The sequence below is a fragment of the Dyadobacter sp. BE31 genome (genome assembly GCF_031457695.1).
Lineage (GTDB): Bacteria > Bacteroidota > Bacteroidia > Cytophagales > Spirosomataceae > Dyadobacter.
The window spans coordinates 975,917-994,312 of record NZ_JAVDXA010000002.1 but is presented as its reverse complement, the minus strand read 5'-3'; the positions used below and the strand labels follow the sequence as shown (position 1 = coordinate 994,312).

Annotated in this window: 17 protein-coding genes; 9 read left to right on the top strand and 8 right to left on the bottom strand. The window is 51.1% G+C overall.

The window, feature by feature from the left end; translation table 11 throughout:
- Positions 1–23: 23 nt before the first annotated feature.
- The 3 genes from J2Y43_RS12725 to J2Y43_RS12715 are packed head-to-tail and all read left to right on the top strand — an operon-like array spanning position 24 to position 3,174.
- Positions 24–371, top strand: a complete 348-nt coding sequence (locus tag J2Y43_RS12725; protein ID WP_309983042.1) for a high-potential iron-sulfur protein — start codon at positions 24–26, stop codon at positions 369–371.
- Between the two features lie 12 nt (positions 372–383).
- The gene (locus J2Y43_RS12720; RefSeq protein WP_309983040.1) at positions 384–2,207 is read left to right on the top strand and encodes an amidohydrolase family protein; all 1,824 of its coding nucleotides are present in this window, start codon (positions 384–386) and stop codon (positions 2,205–2,207) included.
- Positions 2,208–2,217: 10 nt separating this feature from the next.
- Positions 2,218–3,174, top strand: coding sequence for an amidohydrolase family protein (locus J2Y43_RS12715; protein ID WP_309983039.1), 957 nt, complete (start codon positions 2,218–2,220; stop codon positions 3,172–3,174).
- Between the two features lie 51 nt (positions 3,175–3,225).
- Here J2Y43_RS12715 and J2Y43_RS12710 read toward each other — a convergent pair whose 3' ends face one another.
- Positions 3,226–4,689 (bottom strand): Gfo/Idh/MocA family oxidoreductase, encoded by a 1,464-nt coding sequence (locus tag J2Y43_RS12710; protein ID WP_309983037.1) that lies wholly within the window; start codon positions 4,687–4,689, stop codon positions 3,226–3,228.
- Positions 4,690–4,891: 202 nt separating this feature from the next.
- On the opposite strand from J2Y43_RS12710, the gene J2Y43_RS12705 reads away from it, so the two are divergent.
- Positions 4,892–5,410, top strand: a complete 519-nt coding sequence (locus tag J2Y43_RS12705) for a hypothetical protein (protein ID WP_309983034.1) — start codon at positions 4,892–4,894, stop codon at positions 5,408–5,410.
- Positions 5,411–5,423: 13 nt separating this feature from the next.
- Here the strand turns inward: J2Y43_RS12705 and J2Y43_RS12700 are convergent, their stop codons facing one another.
- From J2Y43_RS12700 to J2Y43_RS12690, 3 genes are all read right to left on the bottom strand, one after another.
- Complete coding sequence (locus tag J2Y43_RS12700) at positions 5,424–5,795, bottom strand: hypothetical protein (protein WP_309983032.1); 372 nt, start codon at positions 5,793–5,795, stop codon at positions 5,424–5,426.
- Positions 5,795–6,013, bottom strand: coding sequence for a hypothetical protein (locus tag J2Y43_RS12695; protein ID WP_309983030.1), 219 nt, complete (start codon positions 6,011–6,013; stop codon positions 5,795–5,797). The genes J2Y43_RS12700 and J2Y43_RS12695 overlap by 1 nt, the downstream gene beginning before the upstream one ends.
- 89 nt (positions 6,014–6,102) lie before the next feature.
- On the bottom strand, positions 6,103–6,969 hold the full coding sequence (locus J2Y43_RS12690; RefSeq protein WP_309983028.1) for an AraC family transcriptional regulator: 867 nt from the start codon (positions 6,967–6,969) through the stop codon (positions 6,103–6,105).
- Between the two features lie 161 nt (positions 6,970–7,130).
- Here J2Y43_RS12690 and J2Y43_RS12685 point away from each other — a divergent pair, with 161 nt between their 5' ends.
- Positions 7,131–8,012, top strand: coding sequence for a phytanoyl-CoA dioxygenase family protein (locus tag J2Y43_RS12685; protein WP_309983026.1), 882 nt, complete (start codon positions 7,131–7,133; stop codon positions 8,010–8,012).
- An 80-nt stretch (positions 8,013–8,092) separates the two neighbouring features.
- Here the strand turns inward: J2Y43_RS12685 and J2Y43_RS12680 are convergent, their stop codons facing one another.
- Positions 8,093–9,670, bottom strand: a complete 1,578-nt coding sequence (locus tag J2Y43_RS12680) for a hypothetical protein (RefSeq protein WP_309983023.1) — start codon at positions 9,668–9,670, stop codon at positions 8,093–8,095.
- Positions 9,671–9,922: 252 nt separating this feature from the next.
- Positions 9,923–12,118, bottom strand: a complete 2,196-nt coding sequence (locus tag J2Y43_RS12675) for a phosphocholine-specific phospholipase C (protein WP_309983020.1) — start codon at positions 12,116–12,118, stop codon at positions 9,923–9,925.
- Between the two features lie 217 nt (positions 12,119–12,335).
- Here J2Y43_RS12675 and J2Y43_RS12670 point away from each other — a divergent pair, with 217 nt between their 5' ends.
- From J2Y43_RS12670 to J2Y43_RS12655, 4 genes are read left to right on the top strand one after another with little or no spacing between them, the layout of a single operon-like run.
- Positions 12,336–12,818: a hypothetical protein gene (locus tag J2Y43_RS12670; RefSeq protein ID WP_309983018.1), complete on the top strand. Its 483-nt coding sequence runs from the start codon at positions 12,336–12,338 to the stop codon at positions 12,816–12,818.
- Positions 12,796–13,347: a hypothetical protein gene (locus J2Y43_RS12665; RefSeq protein ID WP_309983016.1), complete on the top strand. Its 552-nt coding sequence runs from the start codon at positions 12,796–12,798 to the stop codon at positions 13,345–13,347. Before J2Y43_RS12670 ends, J2Y43_RS12665 begins: the two co-directional genes overlap by 23 nt.
- A gap of 19 nt (positions 13,348–13,366) precedes the next feature.
- On the top strand, positions 13,367–14,923 hold the full coding sequence (locus J2Y43_RS12660; protein ID WP_309983014.1) for a carboxylesterase family protein: 1,557 nt from the start codon (positions 13,367–13,369) through the stop codon (positions 14,921–14,923).
- 57 nt (positions 14,924–14,980) lie between these two features.
- Positions 14,981–15,859: a TIM barrel protein gene (locus tag J2Y43_RS12655; protein WP_309983012.1), complete on the top strand. Its 879-nt coding sequence runs from the start codon at positions 14,981–14,983 to the stop codon at positions 15,857–15,859.
- Here J2Y43_RS12655 and J2Y43_RS12650 read toward each other — a convergent pair whose 3' ends face one another.
- Both J2Y43_RS12650 and J2Y43_RS12645 read right to left on the bottom strand, forming a co-directional pair.
- A complete protein-coding gene (locus J2Y43_RS12650) occupies positions 15,860–17,149 on the bottom strand; it encodes an enolase C-terminal domain-like protein (protein ID WP_309983010.1) in 1,290 nt (429 codons plus the stop codon).
- 102 nt (positions 17,150–17,251) lie between these two features.
- Entirely contained in the window at positions 17,252–18,373 is a 1,122-nt protein-coding gene (locus J2Y43_RS12645) for a mannonate dehydratase (RefSeq protein WP_309983008.1), read from the bottom strand.
- Positions 18,374–18,396 lie beyond the last annotated feature (23 nt).

Here is an 18,396-nt window from a genome sequence, read left to right as displayed (position 1 = left end):
ACCCAGCCATTCACCAGAACGATATGAACCCACTTGCTAACCGCAGACTTTTTCTCCGCCAATGCCTTACCTGGGGCACCACGGGCGGTACCGCGTGGCTCATGGCATGCGCCGGCGCCAAAAAACAGCCCGTCTCCAAAGCCACATCCGCAACCGACCCATGCAGCGACCTCACGGGCGTAGATCCCACCGACGTTCAGAAACGGAAGTCCCTGGGCTACACCAGCAAATCGCCCCTACCCGACAGCCAGTGCGACAACTGCAAATTGTGGGTTCCGGCGAAAGAAGGTAAAGAATGCGGCGGCTGCCTGCTTTTTACCGGGCCGGTCAATCCCGAAGGACATTGTACTTACTGGGCTCCACAAGTTTAAACCATCTCAAATATGCCGCATCAGCCATTTAGCCGCCGTGATTTCCTGAAAACCAATGCCATTTTAGGCGCAGGGGCGACGGTTTTGCCGGGGTTTGTTATCGAGGGACAGGAAGTGGTCAGCAGTAGTCAGGAGGTGGTCAGCAGTAGTCAAGAGGTGGTCAGGGATGGTCAGGAAGTGGTCGGGGGTAGTCAGGAAGTTGTTAAGGATGGGCTGCTCTATTTTGACGGTTTTACGCGCATTGGTCCGCGGAAGTATAAACATCCGGCTGAAAAATGGAAGCTGGACGATCTTTTGAAAGACATGGATCAATGCTCCATCTCGGCGGCGCTGGTAGCTTACACACAGTCGGTTAACTATGATCTGATGTATTCTAACCTGGAACTGAACCGGATAATTAAGCCTTATCCGCACCTGTTCCCGATCTGGAATGTGATGCCGCATCAAACGGGCGAGTTCCCAGAACCTGGCCAGCTGGGCAAGTTGATGTCCGAACATCATGTCAGTGCAGTGAGCATTCATCCCAAAACCAATGCATGGGACTGGAAAGCATGGCATTGTACACCTTTGTTTGCGCATTTGAGTAAAACAAAAACACTCACCATCACCACCGCCAGCGAGCTTGGTACCTGGGAGGATGTGGAGGAATTTCTGATCCGACACCCCTATTTGCCGCTGCTGCTCACCGGCGCCGTCTGGAACGAGCAGCGGTATGTGCTTCCGCTGGTGCAGCAATATAAGAACCTGCATATCAGTTTCGATAATTTCCAGATCAACGAAGGCCTGGAATACCTGCACCGTACAGGCTACGTCGACCAGCTGATTTTTGCCTCAAACAGTCCCACTATGTCCGCCGGCGCCCACCGGACTTATATCGATTACTCGGCCATTCCCGAGACTGACCGGGCTAAAATAGCCGGTGGGAACCTTATGCGCCTGTTAAAAATCAGTTCTAAACCCGCATTACGCGAGAACAAGAACGAGGATATCCTCATGCAGGCAGTACGCGCGGGCTCGCCCCTGCCCGTACCCGTGATAGACATGCACATGCATATGCTGCACGAAGGCCTGAATGGCGGCGGCTGGACCTACCGCATGGAAAACGGCGGACCGAAAGGGATTTTCGCGATGGCTAAGCGGCTGGGTTACCAGGGCGGCGGCATTATGAGCTGGAATGGCGTGGTAAGCCAGAATGCCATTGCCGGAAATCCGTGTACCGCCGAAGCGCTCGACGTTGCACCGAAAGGTTACTGGGGCCTCGCTACTTTTGACCCCAGCCATTATACACAGGAAGAATTGCGCAAAATGATCGCACAGGTGTATGCCGACAAGCGGTTCATCGGCATGAAACCTTACCAGTTTTATGGCTTCGAATACCACGATCCGGTGTATGATGTGTGGTGGGAATATGGTAATCAAAACAAATTTTACGGTCTGATCCACAATTCGCGCTCCGACTTACTGGAAGTGGAAACGCTTGCGAAGAAATACCCCGACGTCCGTTGGGTGATCGCGCATGCGGGCGGCAGCTACAAAATGGCCGATATGGCGATTGCAGCCATGAGAAAGCACCCGAATGTATTCGCCGAAATCACCCTGACGCCCGTTCCGCTGGGTGTGATCGAATACCTCGTGGCAGGTGCGGGTGAAAACCGCATTCTCTACGGCTCCGACCTGCCTATGCGTGATCCGCGGCAGCAGCTGGGGTGGCTGGTATTTTCGACATTGCCGCTGGAAATCAAAAAGAAAATACTGGCCGAAAATGCCATGCAAGTCATCAAACCCTGCCTGGACAGGCTACCGGAACATAACCGGCCCTCCTTGGTATCCAACTAAAACCCAAACCATGTGTAGCACGAACCATTTGTCGCGAAGGGAGTTTCTGGCCGGTACCGGAGCACTGCTGCTCGGAAATACCCTGGGTGCGCGCGCCGCCGTAGCATCCGCGGAGGAGCCGATCATCGACATTCACCAGCACGTGCATTATGCAGCACGGCCCGACGACGTGCTCGTCGCGCACCAGCGTGCTATGGGCATTACGCACACGATCCTGCTACCGGCAGGTACACCGGCGTTTGGGACCTCCACGCATCAGGGCAAAACCAATGGCTTGCAGGCACAATGCGCAGGCAATGAAGCCTGTTACGGCATCGCCCAAAAATACCCAGGCGAGTTTGTTTTTGGTTCGAATGAAGTCCCCGATTTGCCCGACGCCGTTCAGGAAATTGAAAAATATCTAAAACTCGGGGGACGCGTGATTGGAGAATTGAAATTTGGGGTGGATTGTGATTCGAAGGAAATGCAGCGCATTTACAAGCTCGCCGAAGAGTACCGGGTACCGGTACTGATGCATTGGCAATTCCAGATGTTCAACTACAATTTCGACCGCTTCCCTAAAATGCTCGAAAAATACCCGAAAGTGAATTTTATCGGTCATGCACAAACCTGGTGGGCCAATATCGACAAAGACCATACCGACCAGCGTATTCTGTATCCCAAAACCAAAGTCACGCCCGGCGGCCTCACCGACCGGCTGCTAAGCGACTATCCCAACATGTACGGCGACATGTCTGCCGGCTCCGGCCTCCTTTCCATGACCCGCGATGAAGACCATGCCCGTGAATTCCTGACGCGCCACCAGGACAAGTTGCTTTACGGCAGCGATTGCGACGATCATATCGGCTCCGGCGAAAAATGCCAGGGCGCACAAACCATCGCTGAAATACGGAAACTGGCCGCTTCCAAGGCAATCGAGCGAAAAATCCTTTATGCCAACGCAAAAAAACTTTTCCGAATAGCATAAAAAAGCCCTTCTGCGAAAACAGAAGGGCTTTTTTATCAATTTTACATTACATTAAACACCCAGGCTCCATCCTTCGCGGTAAGTCCGTTTCACCCACTGGTTCACCTCGTCGAAGTTGGTAACTTTCATGTTTTTATAATCCCAAAGCATTTTCAGGTTAGCGCCCGGGTAGTCGTAACCGTTACCAGTTGCGCGTGGTTTAGGCATGTCCGCGCCACGGATCGCGAGGTTCGCCATCAGGATCGCCTCCGTCAGTGGGCCTGCCTTTTCGAACGGCGAGCTGAGCTCCATTTTGCCATAACCCGCGATACAGCCCTCTACCCACTGCGCGTAGTGGCCTTCCGCCGACCCCGGCACCCGTGCGAACTTTTGTTTCACTTTCACTTCTTCCATACGAGAAAGCGGTAACAAGCGCGGATTGGCGGCATATTCGCTGGCCATCATCTTGCCCTTGGTACCCACGAACAGGATCCCGCTGTTACCATCACCGAACAGTTCGTTCGCGCCAAGTTCCTCGGGACGCTCCGGCTTAATTCCGCCGTCCATCCAGTGCATCGTCACTTGCCCTTTCGTTTTAGGGGTTTTCGGGAAAGTAAGCGTTGCGTGGCTCGACGGCGGGCAGCTGTCCGGGAAAATACCGCGTTTGCCAAATGCCGTAAACACGCTTCCTACGCTCGCTTGCATATCCACCGCATATTTCAGATCGAGGATACGGAATGGTGCTTCCATGAGGTGGCAGCCAAGGTCACCCAATGCGCCTGTACCGTAATCCCACCATCCGCGCCAGCTTCCGGGGATCAGGTTCTCGACGTAGTCTTTATAAGGCGCCGTACCGAGCCACAGGTTCCAGTCGAGTTCTTTCGGAACCGCCGGCTTGTCGGTCGGCCAGGGAATACCTTGCGGCCAGATCGGCCGGTTGGTCCAGATATACACCGTATGCACATTACCGATAATGCCGGCGTCGTGCCACTCGTGCAACTGACGGACACCGTCACCGGACGAGCCCTGGTTGCCCATTTGTGTTACTACCTTGTATTTGGCAGCTGCTTCGGTGAGCATGCGTGCCTCGTAAATATCGTGGGTCATCGGTTTCTGCACATACACGTGCTTGCCCAGCTGCATGGCCGCCATCGCTACGACCGCGTGCGTGTGGTCGGGCGTGGAAACCGACACAGCATCGAAATTTTTGGATTCTTTTTCAAACATTTCCCGCCAGTCTTTATAATACTTGGCTTGTGGGAAGTTTTTAACGGAGGTGGCTGCACGTCTGTCGTCCACATCGCACAGGTAGCCGATATTGGCCTTACCGCTTTTGAAGAAATTGGCAATGTCGGACGTACCTTTTCCGCCGACACCTACTCCTGCCACAGTCAGCTTGTCGCTCGGGGCCACGTATCCTTTCCCCAGCACGTGGCGCGGGACGATCATCAGGCCTGCGGCGGTACCCGCGGCCGCTTTAATGAAATCCCTCCGCGAAGAAGAAGGCTGCTCTTGGACGGTATTCTTTTTTTCCATGTACGTGATTTTTTGATTTAGGAAATGGATATACAGATTACAGGTACTTCACCTCAATTTACTACTCGCCTAAGCACTTTTTTTCAAGTATTTACTCTGAATACTCCAATAATGGCTATTACTCCGCGCCCGCTGGATAGGAATACAGCTAAAAAATCATAGTTTTTTCCTACCTTTTAATCAACTTCAAACACCCCTTCCTATGAAAACACATTTCCGCTTTCGCACCGCACATTTCCATTTGCTGCTGGCAGGCTGCGTACTGTTTGGATTCACTTTCAGTACCCGCTCCGACGTTGGGAAAGGTAAGCTGGTTTACAAAACCGGCAGCAAAGCTTTTGATATGAGCATCAAGTCGGCCTATTTCATCGCCGGGCCCGACGGCTTCGACAGTGGCAAGAAAATCCGCCGTTTGCTATTCACCACCAACACCTTGGACGACAAAATCAAGTCGTGCGGCGCGATGAATTGTGTGGATCAATACCTGGAAGGCTTGCAGGTCGACCTCGACGCCGCCCCGCGGCTGCTTTACTGGATCAGCCTGAACAACCAGCTGGTGCAATATTCAGGCACCGCCCAGAATGAGTTCCTCACCCTGACCGCCGACAGCCCCGATCATCTCGCAGGCACGCTGAAATTCGACCAATCTGCGTCCGGTGGCCCGGCAGTGGATGTTACGTTTGATGCGAAGCTATTGAAGACGTTTGCGAAGGCACGTTGAGAGGTAAGAGCCATCAAGTCAGACTTTCCAGCCGCTTCTGAGCCAGCTGAGTCCTGTATCGTTTCATTTCAGTTTTAATTTCTATCAGCCTTTCTGATGAAGTTTCAGGGTCACGGTATTCGAGTTCCAGTAGCCGGATATACTTCTCTACCTTTCTTTCAGTTAAGGCTAATGAAACCCAGTGGATCACTTCATGAAGAATCAGGCGTTTGATAATTACAAAACTATGATACACAAAGTAAGCCAGTAGCCCGACCGTCACAAGTAGGATTTCTTTCCAGGTACCGTCAGGGACTCTGAATATCACTGCGCTCAAAGCAGTGGTGATCGTCGCAATGGCTTTACTTTTCGAATAAGTTTCCGGAGCTCTCGGCCGTGCTGGCATTAGTCGAGGATATCTTGAATTTCCTGAGAAAGGCCATTCCGGTGATACCGCCCCAAAGTGACCGATTTGCCTGTTCTGGGGTTAGTCAGGACAATATCCCCGTAAAGTGCATTGTAAAGAAAGCGAACCGACCTGAATAAAAAACGGCTTAGTTGGAAGACTATCCAGGCACCGGTGACAATGAGGATGATGTCTGAAAGCAAGTTTGCTATTTCCATGATTCAGTGTGAGTTTTGATGATTAATACTCCGAAAATATGCCTTCTTTTTCGGTCAAAAAAGTTTTTAACACATTTTCCTATCACCAATTATCCTTCGGCTTCGGTGCTGCGGAATTGCTTGCGGTAGGCGGCGGGAGTCATACCCCCGAATTTGCGGAATTGCCTGAAAAAGAAGGGCGGACTCTCGTAACCGCAGGCAAAACTGATCTCGGCCACCTGCATATCGGTTTCGATGAGCATTTTAGAAGCCATATTAATACGGTACTCATTGAGGAAAGTAAACAGCGGCTTTTGCATGGTCCGGCTGAAAAACCGCGAAAACGACTCCTCGCTCATATACACGAGCCCCGAAAGCGTCGCGAGCGTAATGCGCTCGGAATAATGCTCCCGGATATAGTTATAAACGGTATTAATGCGCTGGTTGTCCTCATAATTGAGCGGATAGGCAAATCCCTGTTCACAAAGGAAGTGGATGTTTTTCACGGCCGCCAGGAGTTCGAGTACTTCCAGAAACTTGATCAGTCGGGGAAATGGCTGCATTTCCAGCATTTCGGCCAGCATGGGTTTTACTCTCGCTGATACCCCGTGGTCAAAACGGATACCTTGTCCGGCCATTTGCAGCAGCCGCTTAACCGATTTGAACTCCTCCACATCCAGCCATCCGGCCCCCATAAACTCGCCCGGCCATTGCACCACGATCGAACTGGCCGTGCCGACATTATCCGGCGTGTTTTTCCAGCAATGCGGCAAGTTCGGGCCCAATAATACCAGGTCGCCCGCTTCGAAACTCTCCATGCTGTTGCCCACATAGCGAATCCCCTCGCTTTTGAGAATGACCGTGAGCTCATATTCCGGATGGTAGTGCCACGGCGCATCGAACTCCGCCACTTCATACCCGAATATGCGGAACGAGGAATCAGGCAGGGGCTGGAATGCTTCAAATTGTGCTTTCATTGCTCGAAAACAAACATTTTGTACCTTATTTAGCAGCTATTACAAATCAATACTTCAATATTAATACAAAATAAGTTAGTTATTAATCAAAATCAGCAATGCACTTAGAAGATGACATCCGTCATATTTGTAACACTAAAACTAACACCGAACACAAAATCATGGAAGTAGCAACACGGGATCTTTCCACCTATCATGAATTGATATCCGACCTGTTCAAACAGCCAACCAGTCGCGAAGAATGGGAACAATACCGGCTAAGCGATGAGCAGGTAGCGTTTTATCACGAAAACGGCTATCTCTCGAACATCAAGTTGCTGGAAGATTGGCAGGTGGATGCATTGAACGAAGAACTGGTCGCTGCTACCGACCCATCCAACCCGAGCCATCATTTATATTACGAATTCCATTCCAACGAGTCGGCCGACCCTAATGCGGTCCTCTTGCACGCCCTGGGAGCGTGGCGCGTGACGGAGGGATTCCATGACGTACTCTGGAATCCGGCATTTGTGATGGCCGCCAGCCAGTTGCTGGGCGACAAGGCCGTGCGGTTCTGGCACGATCAGCTTTTCTGCAAACCGGCAAGGCATGGCGGCGTAGTGGCATGGCACCAGGATTATTCCTACTGGACGCGCTCAGTGCCTATGCAGCACCTAACCTGCTGGACGGGCCTTGACGATTCGCTGGTCGAGAACGGATGCCTTTATTATGTACCTAAAAGCCACCGCTGGGGCCTGCTCGACAAGCCCGAACTCGCCGGCGATATGGAAGGACTGATGCAGTACCTGACCGAGGAACAGAAAGCGGAGTTCAAGCCCATACCGATCGAAATGAAGCGTGGCCACGGCACATTTCACCATCCTCTGATGGTCCATGGATCCTATGAAAACCGCTCGGAACGCTCACGACGAGCATTTGTGATCAATGTCTTTGCCGACGGCACACAATCCGATACCAATGCCACACTGCTTGACGGTGTGCCCATCATCCCAAAAGGAGAAAAATTAAAAGGGCAGTTTTTCCCGCTGCTTTTCGACGCATAACGCTACTATTCCTAAATCCGCTTGCATTAACACACACCTCCAAAAGGCCGCTCGTATTCATGAGTGGCCTTTTTTGATGCTCATGGCCGAGCCAGATAACGAAAGAAAAAGCTTCCGGGATCGCCTAGCTGCTGCCAGACAATGTAATTGGGACCAAAATCCCGGATTTCGGGTGGATTTTCAAATGCAATACGATAGTTTCTAGCACTATAAACCAGCTCTTCAAGTGGCGTCAATGCGCAGGTGGAGAAAAGAAGAACGGCTATTAAAATGTATTTCTTTCTGGTCTCGATCAGCCATATAATTTGTTTTATCACGAATACAGACAGAACAAACAGCGGAGGAATGGAGAGTTTGATGCTCCAATCATTCCATCGTCCAAGAAGAAAAATCGGAATGGCGAACAACGATATTAATGCGACTAGCAAAATATCATCCTTCACAATTTTAGGGTTTGCGAAAACAAATATGGATGACAATACTAAAAATTCAGCAATTATAAAAAGGCCGTACTGTACCCAATATCCTTCCAATGCGTTCGGAGCGTAAATCATTCCGAATGAAAAATCATTGGAAACAATAAATGCGAATAATATTAAAAATAAGAAGCAAGTCAACGCATTCGTCCAATTCCATTGCAGCCACTCTTTCCAATAATATTTGAGTATTATTAATATAAATGGGGCAATTCCTATCAAGCAAAGTGGCGACCACAGCAGCATTGCTACACACGCAAGCGGAAAAATACGCATTAAAGCCGGACTGATTTGTCGATGGTTCAATATAATCCCGATTATCAGCCAGGTAGGCAAACAATGCTGCGGGGCCCAGAACAGATTCCTCGTATGTGAAAAATAATGCAGCGGGCTAAGCCACATTTCGGACCGGTCGGTGGTGAATCCCAACAACTCGTTGAAAATATAATCCATTCCGCCGAACAGGCAAATCCCGATGAAAACAAAAAAGGTAACCGCATAACCTCGCTGCCTCACATGCATGCGCACGAGCATAAGCGCAAGCGACGCGCCGATCCAGGAATATGCGAAAAGAGCCAAATTAGCGGCTTTCCAGCCCAGCCATTTACCCACAACCGCTGCGGGAAGGTAATAGGCAAAGTAGTAGACATACGCCTTATCTGAAATCGACCCGAACTCCTCTCCAAAATACTCCTTTCTAAAATACAGAGGCCATGAACCGGTTACGAGATGCCATAGCAGAGAACTTCGTATACCCGAATCAAAATTACGGTACCCAATGCCACCGATACTGGAAAAAGACAACCAGATAAATACCAGCAAGCCTACCAACGCCAAATGCGCACGCCATACGTACCGTTCCGACGCCATTCGTTTCGTCAATATTTTGAAATGGACGGAAAAATTAGCGTTGCATATTCCACTGTACATTCCATAGCCAACCAATCCAACGAGAACGGCCGAAATTTCAGTCCTAACAAATCCGACGATGAAAATAAATACCGGGAAAAGCAGGTAACAAAACGCAGCTAAAACCAATAAATCGACGAAAAACAACCGCGGATACAAATATCCGGATTGACTGATATGAAATCTTTTCGGTTTTAAATTTTTTAATTCAATGGCTTTAACGAAAGACAGCATACCTGCCCTCTCCGCATTGAACAATGGGAAGGTTTTCATATAGTTTAAATCAAATGGCATAGAAATTCCCATCCGGATCGCAATGGCAATCGATCCGGCAGGTTGATTCAACAATAAAATACTAGCAATGGGTTATCCGAACGAGATAATCGGGGCGTCTGGTAATAACGATCCTAGTTATACGAAAAGCGCTTTTCGTATTAAAACAACTATTTTTTATAGTTCATAAAAAAGGACACCCTATTCGAGTGTCCGCGTTGCGAAAATCTATTTTTTATTTGTAAGCATATTTCAAATCTCCATAGCCATAGCCGGATCGCTGATGCCGTGCTTACCAGTTTCGATCCTGCCCGCAAGGCGACGCTGGTATGTCCCACCCGTTTTAAACTGAACCGTAAGATCATACCAGTTCCCATGGCCACCACAGGTCCATTCCCTGGCAACCTTCTTCCCTGCTGGTATCGTGACGTTCAAAGGCTTCGATGGGTTATAGCTATTCGACACGATCATTTCCAGGGCCGATTTGCCTGAATTTTGCATTTCCAAACGCATAATACCCTTATTTTGGTCATAGCTCGCCTTTACTTCCGGCTCCGCAACCAGGCTATTTCCCGAAAAGCGTCTAAAATAACCGTTAGGGCCAAAGACCTCCAAACCATAGCCATCGGATTCAGAAAACGGTCCCCATTCATCTGAAACCGATTTGCCAGCCTCCACTGTGTAACGCCTCGGGATCCGATCGAGATGTTTGAGGTCATACACATGAAATACCACCCCGGCGGCACCTTTGTTTTCAAAAAACAGCTCCATTTTATACGAGCCTGCTTTCGCGTGCGTATGCAGGTGATACGGGAGCGCGCGGGAGTAGCGTGTCCCTTTTTCCTGGAACAACGGTCCGGGCGATTCGGGTGCGGTAGCCTTGGGAAGCTGCCGGGACGCTTCCTCAATGCGCACGTAGTCGGCCGTTTCGGGTAATGGCGGGAAGACCGGGTCATTGGGCGTTACAAAGTCGAACGCGGAAGTAAGGTCGCTACTGACCGACCTGTGCCAGGGGCTGATCGCCGGGATCACCACGTTGAACCGCTTTTCGAGAAACTGCCCGACGGAAGTGTGATCGGCAACTTCCGAATTGACCCACCCGCCCTTGCTCCAAGGCGAAATAATGTACATCGGCACACGCGGCCCCATCCCCCACGGGCGAACATTACCCGTAATCGTGTCACGTTTGTCCTGGTAAATGCGTGTTCTAACCGGTCCGCCCTTTTTCATGCTGGCTTCGTAAAAAGGATTCGGAAACTCCTTGGAGCCTTTATCGTTGTTGAAATACATCCCGGCTAGATCGATCGTCGATTTACCGGCCAGGGATCCGTCCGTATTATAAGAGGGTACGGCCGGTGCCGGGAGGTGGTCGAAAAGTCCGTCGTTTTCGTCAAACGTGAGGAAGAAAACCGTTTTGCTCCACACTTCGGGATTGGCAGTAATGGCCGTCAGCACCTGGTGGGTAAAATCCCCTCCGCGGTTCGGGCTCGACGGCCCGCTGGGATGTTCCGAATTACTTTGCGACGGCAATACCCAGCTCACCTGCGGCAATGTGTTGTTTTTGACGTGCTCCGTCAGGTCCCGGATCGACCAGTGCTTCATCCCGTTTTCGTAAACCGGGGAACCAGGCTTGGCAGTTCGGAAACTCTCAAATGCCAGGCAGCCATGCATAGCGCCCGTCCAATTATCATTCGGGTCCTGATAAATACGCCAGCTGACGCCCGCCTTTTGCAGAACGTCCGGTATCGTGTCCCATTTGAATGCATTGCCCCGGTAAGTATAGCCAGGGTCGGGCATTTTGCCCTCTACCCAGCAGCGCAGGTTCACCGGTTCGGAATCGGCATCAGTACAATTGATGCCGGCGGCACGCTTTTCGGGATCAGCATTTGCACCCGACCAGAAAACGATCCGGTTGGGATCGGTACCCGTGGCAACGGAGCAATGGTAGGCATCCGAAATCGTGAACGCCTCTGCCAGCGCATACTGGAACGGGATCTCCTCCCGCGTGTAGTAAGCCATGGAATACGGCGTTTTGAACATCGGCCAGAAGCCGTATTTACCCTGGTTCCAGGCTGCTTGCGTGTCTGGAAAATCGTGGGGCGTGCCGTTCACGAGTGCCGCATTGACCGTCTTTTTATCGGCACGGTAAGGCGAATATTCCCGCTTGCCATCCGACTGTACAAACGCACGCTTACCGCTTTCGAGCGGAATCGGAAAACGGTCACCAAAGCCCCTGACCCCACGCATTGCACCGAAGTAATGATCGAAAGAGCGATTTTCCTGCATCAGGATTACCACATGCTGTACGTCGTGGATGGTTTTAGTAGGGCTGTGCGCTTTCACCGCCAACGCTTTGCGGATTAATGGCGGCACCAAATTCAGCGCTGCACCCGCACCGGCGGCTCCGGCAGACATTTTAAGGAATTTCCGACGATCTATTTCCGACATTTTCAGGATCAGTTTTTCAACCAAAAGGCAGAATAAGGCTGCATTTAACCGGATCCGGCTGTTTCCTCTCTCAATTTCATATTCCGTTAATCTGCCATAACCGACCGTTTAAGAATTGACACTCCCGCAAGCGTTACCAAACTCCTGAACCGCCGTCTAAATGAGGATCAAAAACCGGTAAAATGTTTACCAAATCCGTAAACTTTTTTGTATCTTCATGGGCTATTATTTAGAGGACACACTGACCGGCGAGCGGCTGCCGGCGACGATTAGCAGGCTTTCCAGGAAAGAGGTAATGCTGATCAGTAGCAAACAATTTCACTTCGATTGGAGTAAAGAGACCCGATTCGAAGTCTATGCCCTCAGAATCGAACGTTCAAGAGAAATCCTTGGACTCGTTTCTATCGATTACCAGCCTGCAAATTCCGCAGTAGAGATTCGGTTGATCGCGAACGCGAGCGAGCATACAGGCAAGCAAAAACGATACAGCAGGATAGCAGGCTCAGTATTCGCCTTCGTATGCTTAAAATCGATTGAAGCCGGATTTGACGGTTTTGTCTATTTGAGGCCCAAAACAAAAATAATCGACCATTATCGTTCTGTATATGGTTTTAAATACACGGGATTTTCCATGATAACCGAAGGACACAACACTGAACTATTAATAAGCAAATACCATGAGGACACCGACCAAAAGTGAACGAAAAGCAATTGAGAGATTATTCAAGGAGTATACACTTGAAGAACTTGCTGATGCTTTCGTATTTCCAGTTGATCCGCCCACCGCAGAGCAGCGGCTGGTGGAGAAGGCTTTTTGGGCGGAAAGAAGAAGGCAAATGGCCAATCGTACGCCTGAGGAACTCAAACAATCTAAATTACTACAAATTAAATATCAGATCCTGAACTACATAGAGGACAGCAGCCCCGAAGCACATTGGAACTTCCATTACTTCCTCAACGAGTACATCCGTGCGCAGAACAAAAAAGACAAGGAATTCGCGGCAGATGTGGATGTAAAGCCCTATGTCCTCAGCCAATACCTGAATGGCCACCGTACGCCGCCAAAAGAGTTTCTGATCCGGCTGGAACTGCATTCCAATGGATCGATCCCCGCATCGTGGTGGCTTAGATCGCTGCAAAAATCAAAGGAAGTGGAGCTGATGCAGGACACCGCTATTCGTGAACAGGAAAGCAAGCATGTCAGAAATAAAATCGAACTTGCGCTTTAAACGAACATCATTACTTCGAATGAACCTACGCGCATTTCCCGTTCACTACCTGTCGCTGGTTGCGGTTTTCACTTGCTTTCATTTCGCGGCGCTGGCTGCCGACACGCTCCGGGTCGAGGGTGGAAGGATTTCCGGCACCTCGAGTTCCGATGGCCGGGTCAGTATCTTTAAAGGCATTCCGTTCGCGGCACCGCCGGTGGGGGATTTGCGCTGGAAAGCGCCACAGCCGGTAAAGAAGTGGAATGGCGTGCTGGCGTGCGACAAATTCGGGCCCAGCCCGATGCAGGGCGATCCGGCACCTTTCAGTATGTGGAGTGCGGAATTTCTGATCCCCAAAACGCCGATCAGTGAGGATTGCCTGTACCTGAATGTATGGACTGAAAAACAGGGCAAAACAGCAACGAAGAAGCCGGTAGTCGTGTGGATCTATGGCGGGGGATTCGTAAGCGGCGGTGCGGGATGTGCCATTTATGACGGTGAAGCGACGGCGAAAAAGGGGGTTGTGTTTGTCAGTATCAATTACCGGGTGGGCGCATTCGGTTTTTTTGCACATCCTGAGCTAACCAAAGAATCGGGTAAGAATGCGTCCGGGAACTATGGATTAATGGACCAGGTAGCCGCTTTGAAATGGGTAAAAAAGAACATCGCGCAATTTGGCGGTGACCCCGACAATGTGACGATCGCAGGCCAATCGGCCGGCTCTATGAGCGTTAACTGCCTCGTGGTAAGCCCGCAGGCGAAAGGCCTTTTCAACAAGGCAATTGCAGAGAGCGGTGCCGGTTTTGGCAGAAACTACCCTTCGTTGAAGCAGGCGGAAGAGGGCGGCATGAAGGCCGGCCAGGACTTGGGAGTTACTTCCCTGGCAGCATTGAGAAAGGTACCTGCCGACGTGATCCTCAAAAAGGTATTTACGTTCCGGGCACCGATTGTCGACGGCTACGTGCTCCCCGAACCCATTTCCGCCATTTACCAGGCTGGCAAACAAAATCCTGTAACGCTGCTGACCGGCTGGAACCAGAACGAGAACGCGGTGGAGAAACCCAAAACTGCCGCGGAATTCCAAGCCACTTACAACCAGTTACTTGGACCGAAGGCGCAGACATTCTTTCAATATTATCCCGCTCAGACCGACGAGCAAGCGGCCCATTCGCAAAACGACCTTGCGCGCGACGGAAGTTTCGGTATGCAGAACTACGCGTGGGCATTGGCGCAATCGCAGCAGGAGAAAGGCGTGTACCTCTACCGTTTTACGCGAAAACTGCCTGCTACGGGCATCTACGCGCGCTACGGCGCATTCCACACGGCCGAAGTCGCCTATGCTTACGACAACCTCCGTTTCATCGATCGCGCATTGCGGCCACTGGACGCGACCGACGATCAGATTGCGCATATCATGTCGGCATATTGGGTGAATTTTATCAAAACAGGCAACCCGAATGGCACCGGGCTGCCGCAATGGCCTGCATTTAATTCCAATGCGCCTCAAATGATATTACTCGGAGACCAAATAAAAGCGGCACCACTGGCCGAACAGGCCGCACTGGATTTCCAGATTGAACAGGCCGCCAAACGGTAGAATTAACAGGAAGCCGGCTTAAAGCGGTTGTAACCAGTCAACTCAAACCGGCTTCCTATGCTTATCGACAGAAAGACTTTCCTGCAAAACCTCTCCATCGCTGCCGGCGCAGCACTTCTCTCCGATTTCGCACAAGCCGACCCTCTTTTTGTAAAAAAACCTGAAATGCAACTCGGGTTTGTGACCTACCTCTGGGGCAAAGACTGGGATGTACCAACGTTGATCAAAAACCTTTCCGACACGCACATAGCGGGCGTCGAGCTGCGCGTGGAGCATGCGCATAAGGTAATGCCAGATCTCACGCCCGAACAGCGGAAAGCCGTAAAAAAGCAATTTGCCGACAGTCCTGTCAAAATCATTGGGCTGGGCACTAACCAGCAATATGATTATCCCGACCAGGACAAGCTCAAAAGCTCGATCGAGCGCACGAAAGAATTCATCCGGCTGAGCGCAGATGTGGGCGGCACGGGCGTGAAAGTGAAACCCAATGCATTGCATAAGGAAGTTCCTACCGAAAAGACATTGGAACAAATAGGTCTCGCATTGCGCGGGTTAGCGGGTTACGCGGCTGATTTTGGCCAGCAATTGCGGCTGGAAGTCCATGGCGAGGAAACGCAGGAACTTCCGAACATCCGCAAGATCATGGATTATGCCGATCACCGCAATGCCAAAATATGCTGGAACTGCAACAAGCAAGACCTGAACGGGCAGGGTTTTCAATACAATTTTGATCTGGTCAAAAAGTATTTCGGCGACACCTGCCACGTGCGAGAGCTCGACCGTACCGATTACCCCTACCCCGAGCTGATCGACAATCTAGCCAAAATGGATTACAAAGGCTGGGTACTACTCGAATGCCACACCAATCCCGACGACAAGATCGCTGCGCTGAAACAACAGCGCCAGGTTTTCGATACCATGATGGCTAAATATTGATTACCAGCGAACCGCTTTAAATTTCCAGCCGGGCACTTTTTTCTGCATTTCAATTTCATCGTCGCGCTTTTTAAGACCGCAGGCGATGTAATTCTGATGCAGCCTTTGGAGTGCCTCGCGATCCAGCTCCACGCCCAGCCCCGGGCCCGTGGGTACTTTCACACTGCCTTCTTCAAATGGAATGCGGCCACCGACGATCACCTCGTCGCTCTGCCAGGGGTAATGCGTATCCAATGCATAAGGCACGCCGGGTAATGCTCCCCCGAGGTGCACCATAGCCGCCAGTGAAATTCCCAAATGGCTGTTGGAATGCATCGAAAGGCCCCGACCGAACGTCTGGCAAATGCCGGAAAGGGTCATGGAGGCCTGCAAACCACCCCAGAAATGGTGGTCGCTGAGGATAATGTCCTCGGAATGCAGCTCGATGCTCCGCGGAATATCGCCAAAAGAAGTGGTACACATATTAGTCGCGAGTGGAATACCCAGCTCTTTGCGGACTTTCGCCATGTTTTCCTGTCCACGCACGGGATCCTCGAGGTATTCGAGAATGCCTTTCAGCTCGCGTCCGTAGCGGATCGCCGTTTCTACCTCCCAAATCGCATTCGGGTCGACACGCAATGGCACATTCGGGCCGAATGCCTTATGCAATGCGAGCATCGAATCTACTTCCACTCGCGGTTCGAAAACACCTCCTTTTAATTTAATGGACTGAAATCCAAATTCTTTACACATCGCTCGTGCCTGCTCCACGATACTTTCGGGATCGAGTGCGGCAGCCTGGCGCGCGGCAGCCCAGCCAGTGGCATCCGGGTCGGTACCGAATTCCAGCGGGCCGCCTGCACCTTCATATTTATAAAACAAATAAGCCGAAAATGGTACCCGGTCACGCATTTTACCTCCCAGCAAATCCACGACCGGCCGGCCGGTAATCTTGCCGATAATATCCAGACAAGCCACTTCCACCGAGCTAAAAATGTGCACAAGCTTCCGCTGGTCCCACGGCGCATCCCCGCGAGCCGCCGCCGATTCCGTACCGAAATGGTCGGACAATACCTGCCGGATCACATTCAAATTGAACGGATCGCGGCCGATCAGCAATGCCTTAGCTTCTTCCAATGCCGCGTCAATATCGCTATTGCCGGGAATTTCACTAATGCCCGAAATGCGGTCGTCGGTAACGATTTCAACAACCGTACGCAGCGCATAAGGCGCATGCAAGCCCGCAGCATTCAACAACGGCGGGTCAATAATGGCAATGGGGGTAATGTGGATTTCCTGGATTTTGGACATTGTTACTGGTTTGAATGATTGCATGGGTGAATAAAAAGTCAAGTGTTGTCAAGGAGGTCAGGTGTTGTCATTGGTAGTCAGGTGTTGTCAATACCTTCCAGCTCACGCCCCTGCCTCGTCGGAAGCGGCTTGGATAAGCCCTTTGATATACCCGTAACTAAACGCAAACGCCTCATTGGTAGAGCCCGGCGCCTCGTGATGCGGGACGTGGTCGGGCATTACCATACCGTCGAAACCGACGTCGCGCAACGCACGCACGCATTGCAGGAAGTTCATATCGCCATTGTCGGGGTATACCTCCTGGAAATTATTCCAGCCGCCTTTGATATTCCGCAAATGGATGTTGAAAATCTGCTTCCGGTCGCCTACCCATTTGATGATCGGCAAAATCTCGGTTTTCGGGTCTTTCAAACCTTCGGCGATCGACCCTATGCAAAAGTTGAAGCCATGCCAGGGGCTGTCGTAGAGTTGTGCGAACCTCTTAATGCCCGCAAACACATCGGGACTGTTCCAGCGTGTAATACCCCGGTAGCCAACGGGCGTCGGCGGATCGGCAATGTGGTTGCCGAGCTTCACCTTGTATTCTTTCGCCACGGGCAGGCAGCGGTCGAGCAGGTAGGTAATGCGCTCGAACATCATATCGATATTGACGTCGCCGGCAATCGTTTTAGGGTGATTTTGCTTCAATGCTTCTTCATAATTCCAGGTACTGTAACTCGCATTGCCGCGTTTGGGGTCGGTGGTCCGGCCAGTGCGTAGCACGGGCAATATGGTGGTATTGTAATTCAAAAGCGGCACGCCGGTTTTGCCTGCGACCATGATCATTTGCTGTAACTGTTCTATTTCGCGATCGCGCTGGGGACTTTTGCCCAGCATTACATTGGGAAATATCGCCTTATCGATGCCCGACGACGCCAACGGCCAGTGGTAGGCATCGAGGCTGATCCCGTATTTCTCGCACGCCTCGCGCTTGCGCATCGAGTCGTCGAGGTCCCAGCCTTTGCCTTCAATAATTTTCGGGGCGCCGCCGTCGATATTGTAAACACCGTGACGGGCCTTAAATTCGAGATTCTCGACCGAGGTACCACCTGATTGGCAACCCACTTTCATCAAAACCTTCTTGGGTTCGGCTTTAATGGCCGCTGCCTGTAATTCACTTTCGCTCAACACCGTGGCTCCCACCGAGCCGGTGGCGAGCACCTTCACAAACTGATTTCTTTTCATGATCTGATTCGGTTAAGGTGTAC

What these genes read in the sequence shown, in the direction of transcription:
- J2Y43_RS12725 (WP_309983042.1), top strand. Translation starts at nt 24, where the DNA reads ATGAACCCACTTGCTAACCGCAGACTTTTTCTCCGCCAATGCCTTACC.
- J2Y43_RS12720 (WP_309983040.1), top strand. Translation starts at nt 384, where the DNA reads ATGCCGCATCAGCCATTTAGCCGCCGTGATTTCCTGAAAACCAATGCC.
- J2Y43_RS12715 (WP_309983039.1), top strand. Translation starts at nt 2,218, where the DNA reads ATGTGTAGCACGAACCATTTGTCGCGAAGGGAGTTTCTGGCCGGTACC.
- J2Y43_RS12710 (WP_309983037.1), bottom strand. Translation starts at nt 4,689, where the DNA reads ATGGAAAAAAAGAATACCGTCCAAGAGCAGCCTTCTTCTTCGCGGAGG.
- J2Y43_RS12705 (WP_309983034.1), top strand. Translation starts at nt 4,892, where the DNA reads ATGAAAACACATTTCCGCTTTCGCACCGCACATTTCCATTTGCTGCTG.
- J2Y43_RS12700 (WP_309983032.1), bottom strand. Translation starts at nt 5,795, where the DNA reads ATGCCAGCACGGCCGAGAGCTCCGGAAACTTATTCGAAAAGTAAAGCC.
- J2Y43_RS12695 (WP_309983030.1), bottom strand. Translation starts at nt 6,013, where the DNA reads ATGGAAATAGCAAACTTGCTTTCAGACATCATCCTCATTGTCACCGGT.
- J2Y43_RS12690 (WP_309983028.1), bottom strand. Translation starts at nt 6,969, where the DNA reads ATGAAAGCACAATTTGAAGCATTCCAGCCCCTGCCTGATTCCTCGTTC.
- J2Y43_RS12685 (WP_309983026.1), top strand. Translation starts at nt 7,131, where the DNA reads ATGGAAGTAGCAACACGGGATCTTTCCACCTATCATGAATTGATATCC.
- J2Y43_RS12680 (WP_309983023.1), bottom strand. Translation starts at nt 9,670, where the DNA reads ATGAAAACCTTCCCATTGTTCAATGCGGAGAGGGCAGGTATGCTGTCT.
- J2Y43_RS12675 (WP_309983020.1), bottom strand. Translation starts at nt 12,118, where the DNA reads ATGTCGGAAATAGATCGTCGGAAATTCCTTAAAATGTCTGCCGGAGCC.
- J2Y43_RS12670 (WP_309983018.1), top strand. Translation starts at nt 12,336, where the DNA reads ATGGGCTATTATTTAGAGGACACACTGACCGGCGAGCGGCTGCCGGCG.
- J2Y43_RS12665 (WP_309983016.1), top strand. Translation starts at nt 12,796, where the DNA reads ATGAGGACACCGACCAAAAGTGAACGAAAAGCAATTGAGAGATTATTC.
- J2Y43_RS12660 (WP_309983014.1), top strand. Translation starts at nt 13,367, where the DNA reads ATGAACCTACGCGCATTTCCCGTTCACTACCTGTCGCTGGTTGCGGTT.
- J2Y43_RS12655 (WP_309983012.1), top strand. Translation starts at nt 14,981, where the DNA reads ATGCTTATCGACAGAAAGACTTTCCTGCAAAACCTCTCCATCGCTGCC.
- J2Y43_RS12650 (WP_309983010.1), bottom strand. Translation starts at nt 17,149, where the DNA reads ATGTCCAAAATCCAGGAAATCCACATTACCCCCATTGCCATTATTGAC.
- J2Y43_RS12645 (WP_309983008.1), bottom strand. Translation starts at nt 18,373, where the DNA reads ATGAAAAGAAATCAGTTTGTGAAGGTGCTCGCCACCGGCTCGGTGGGA.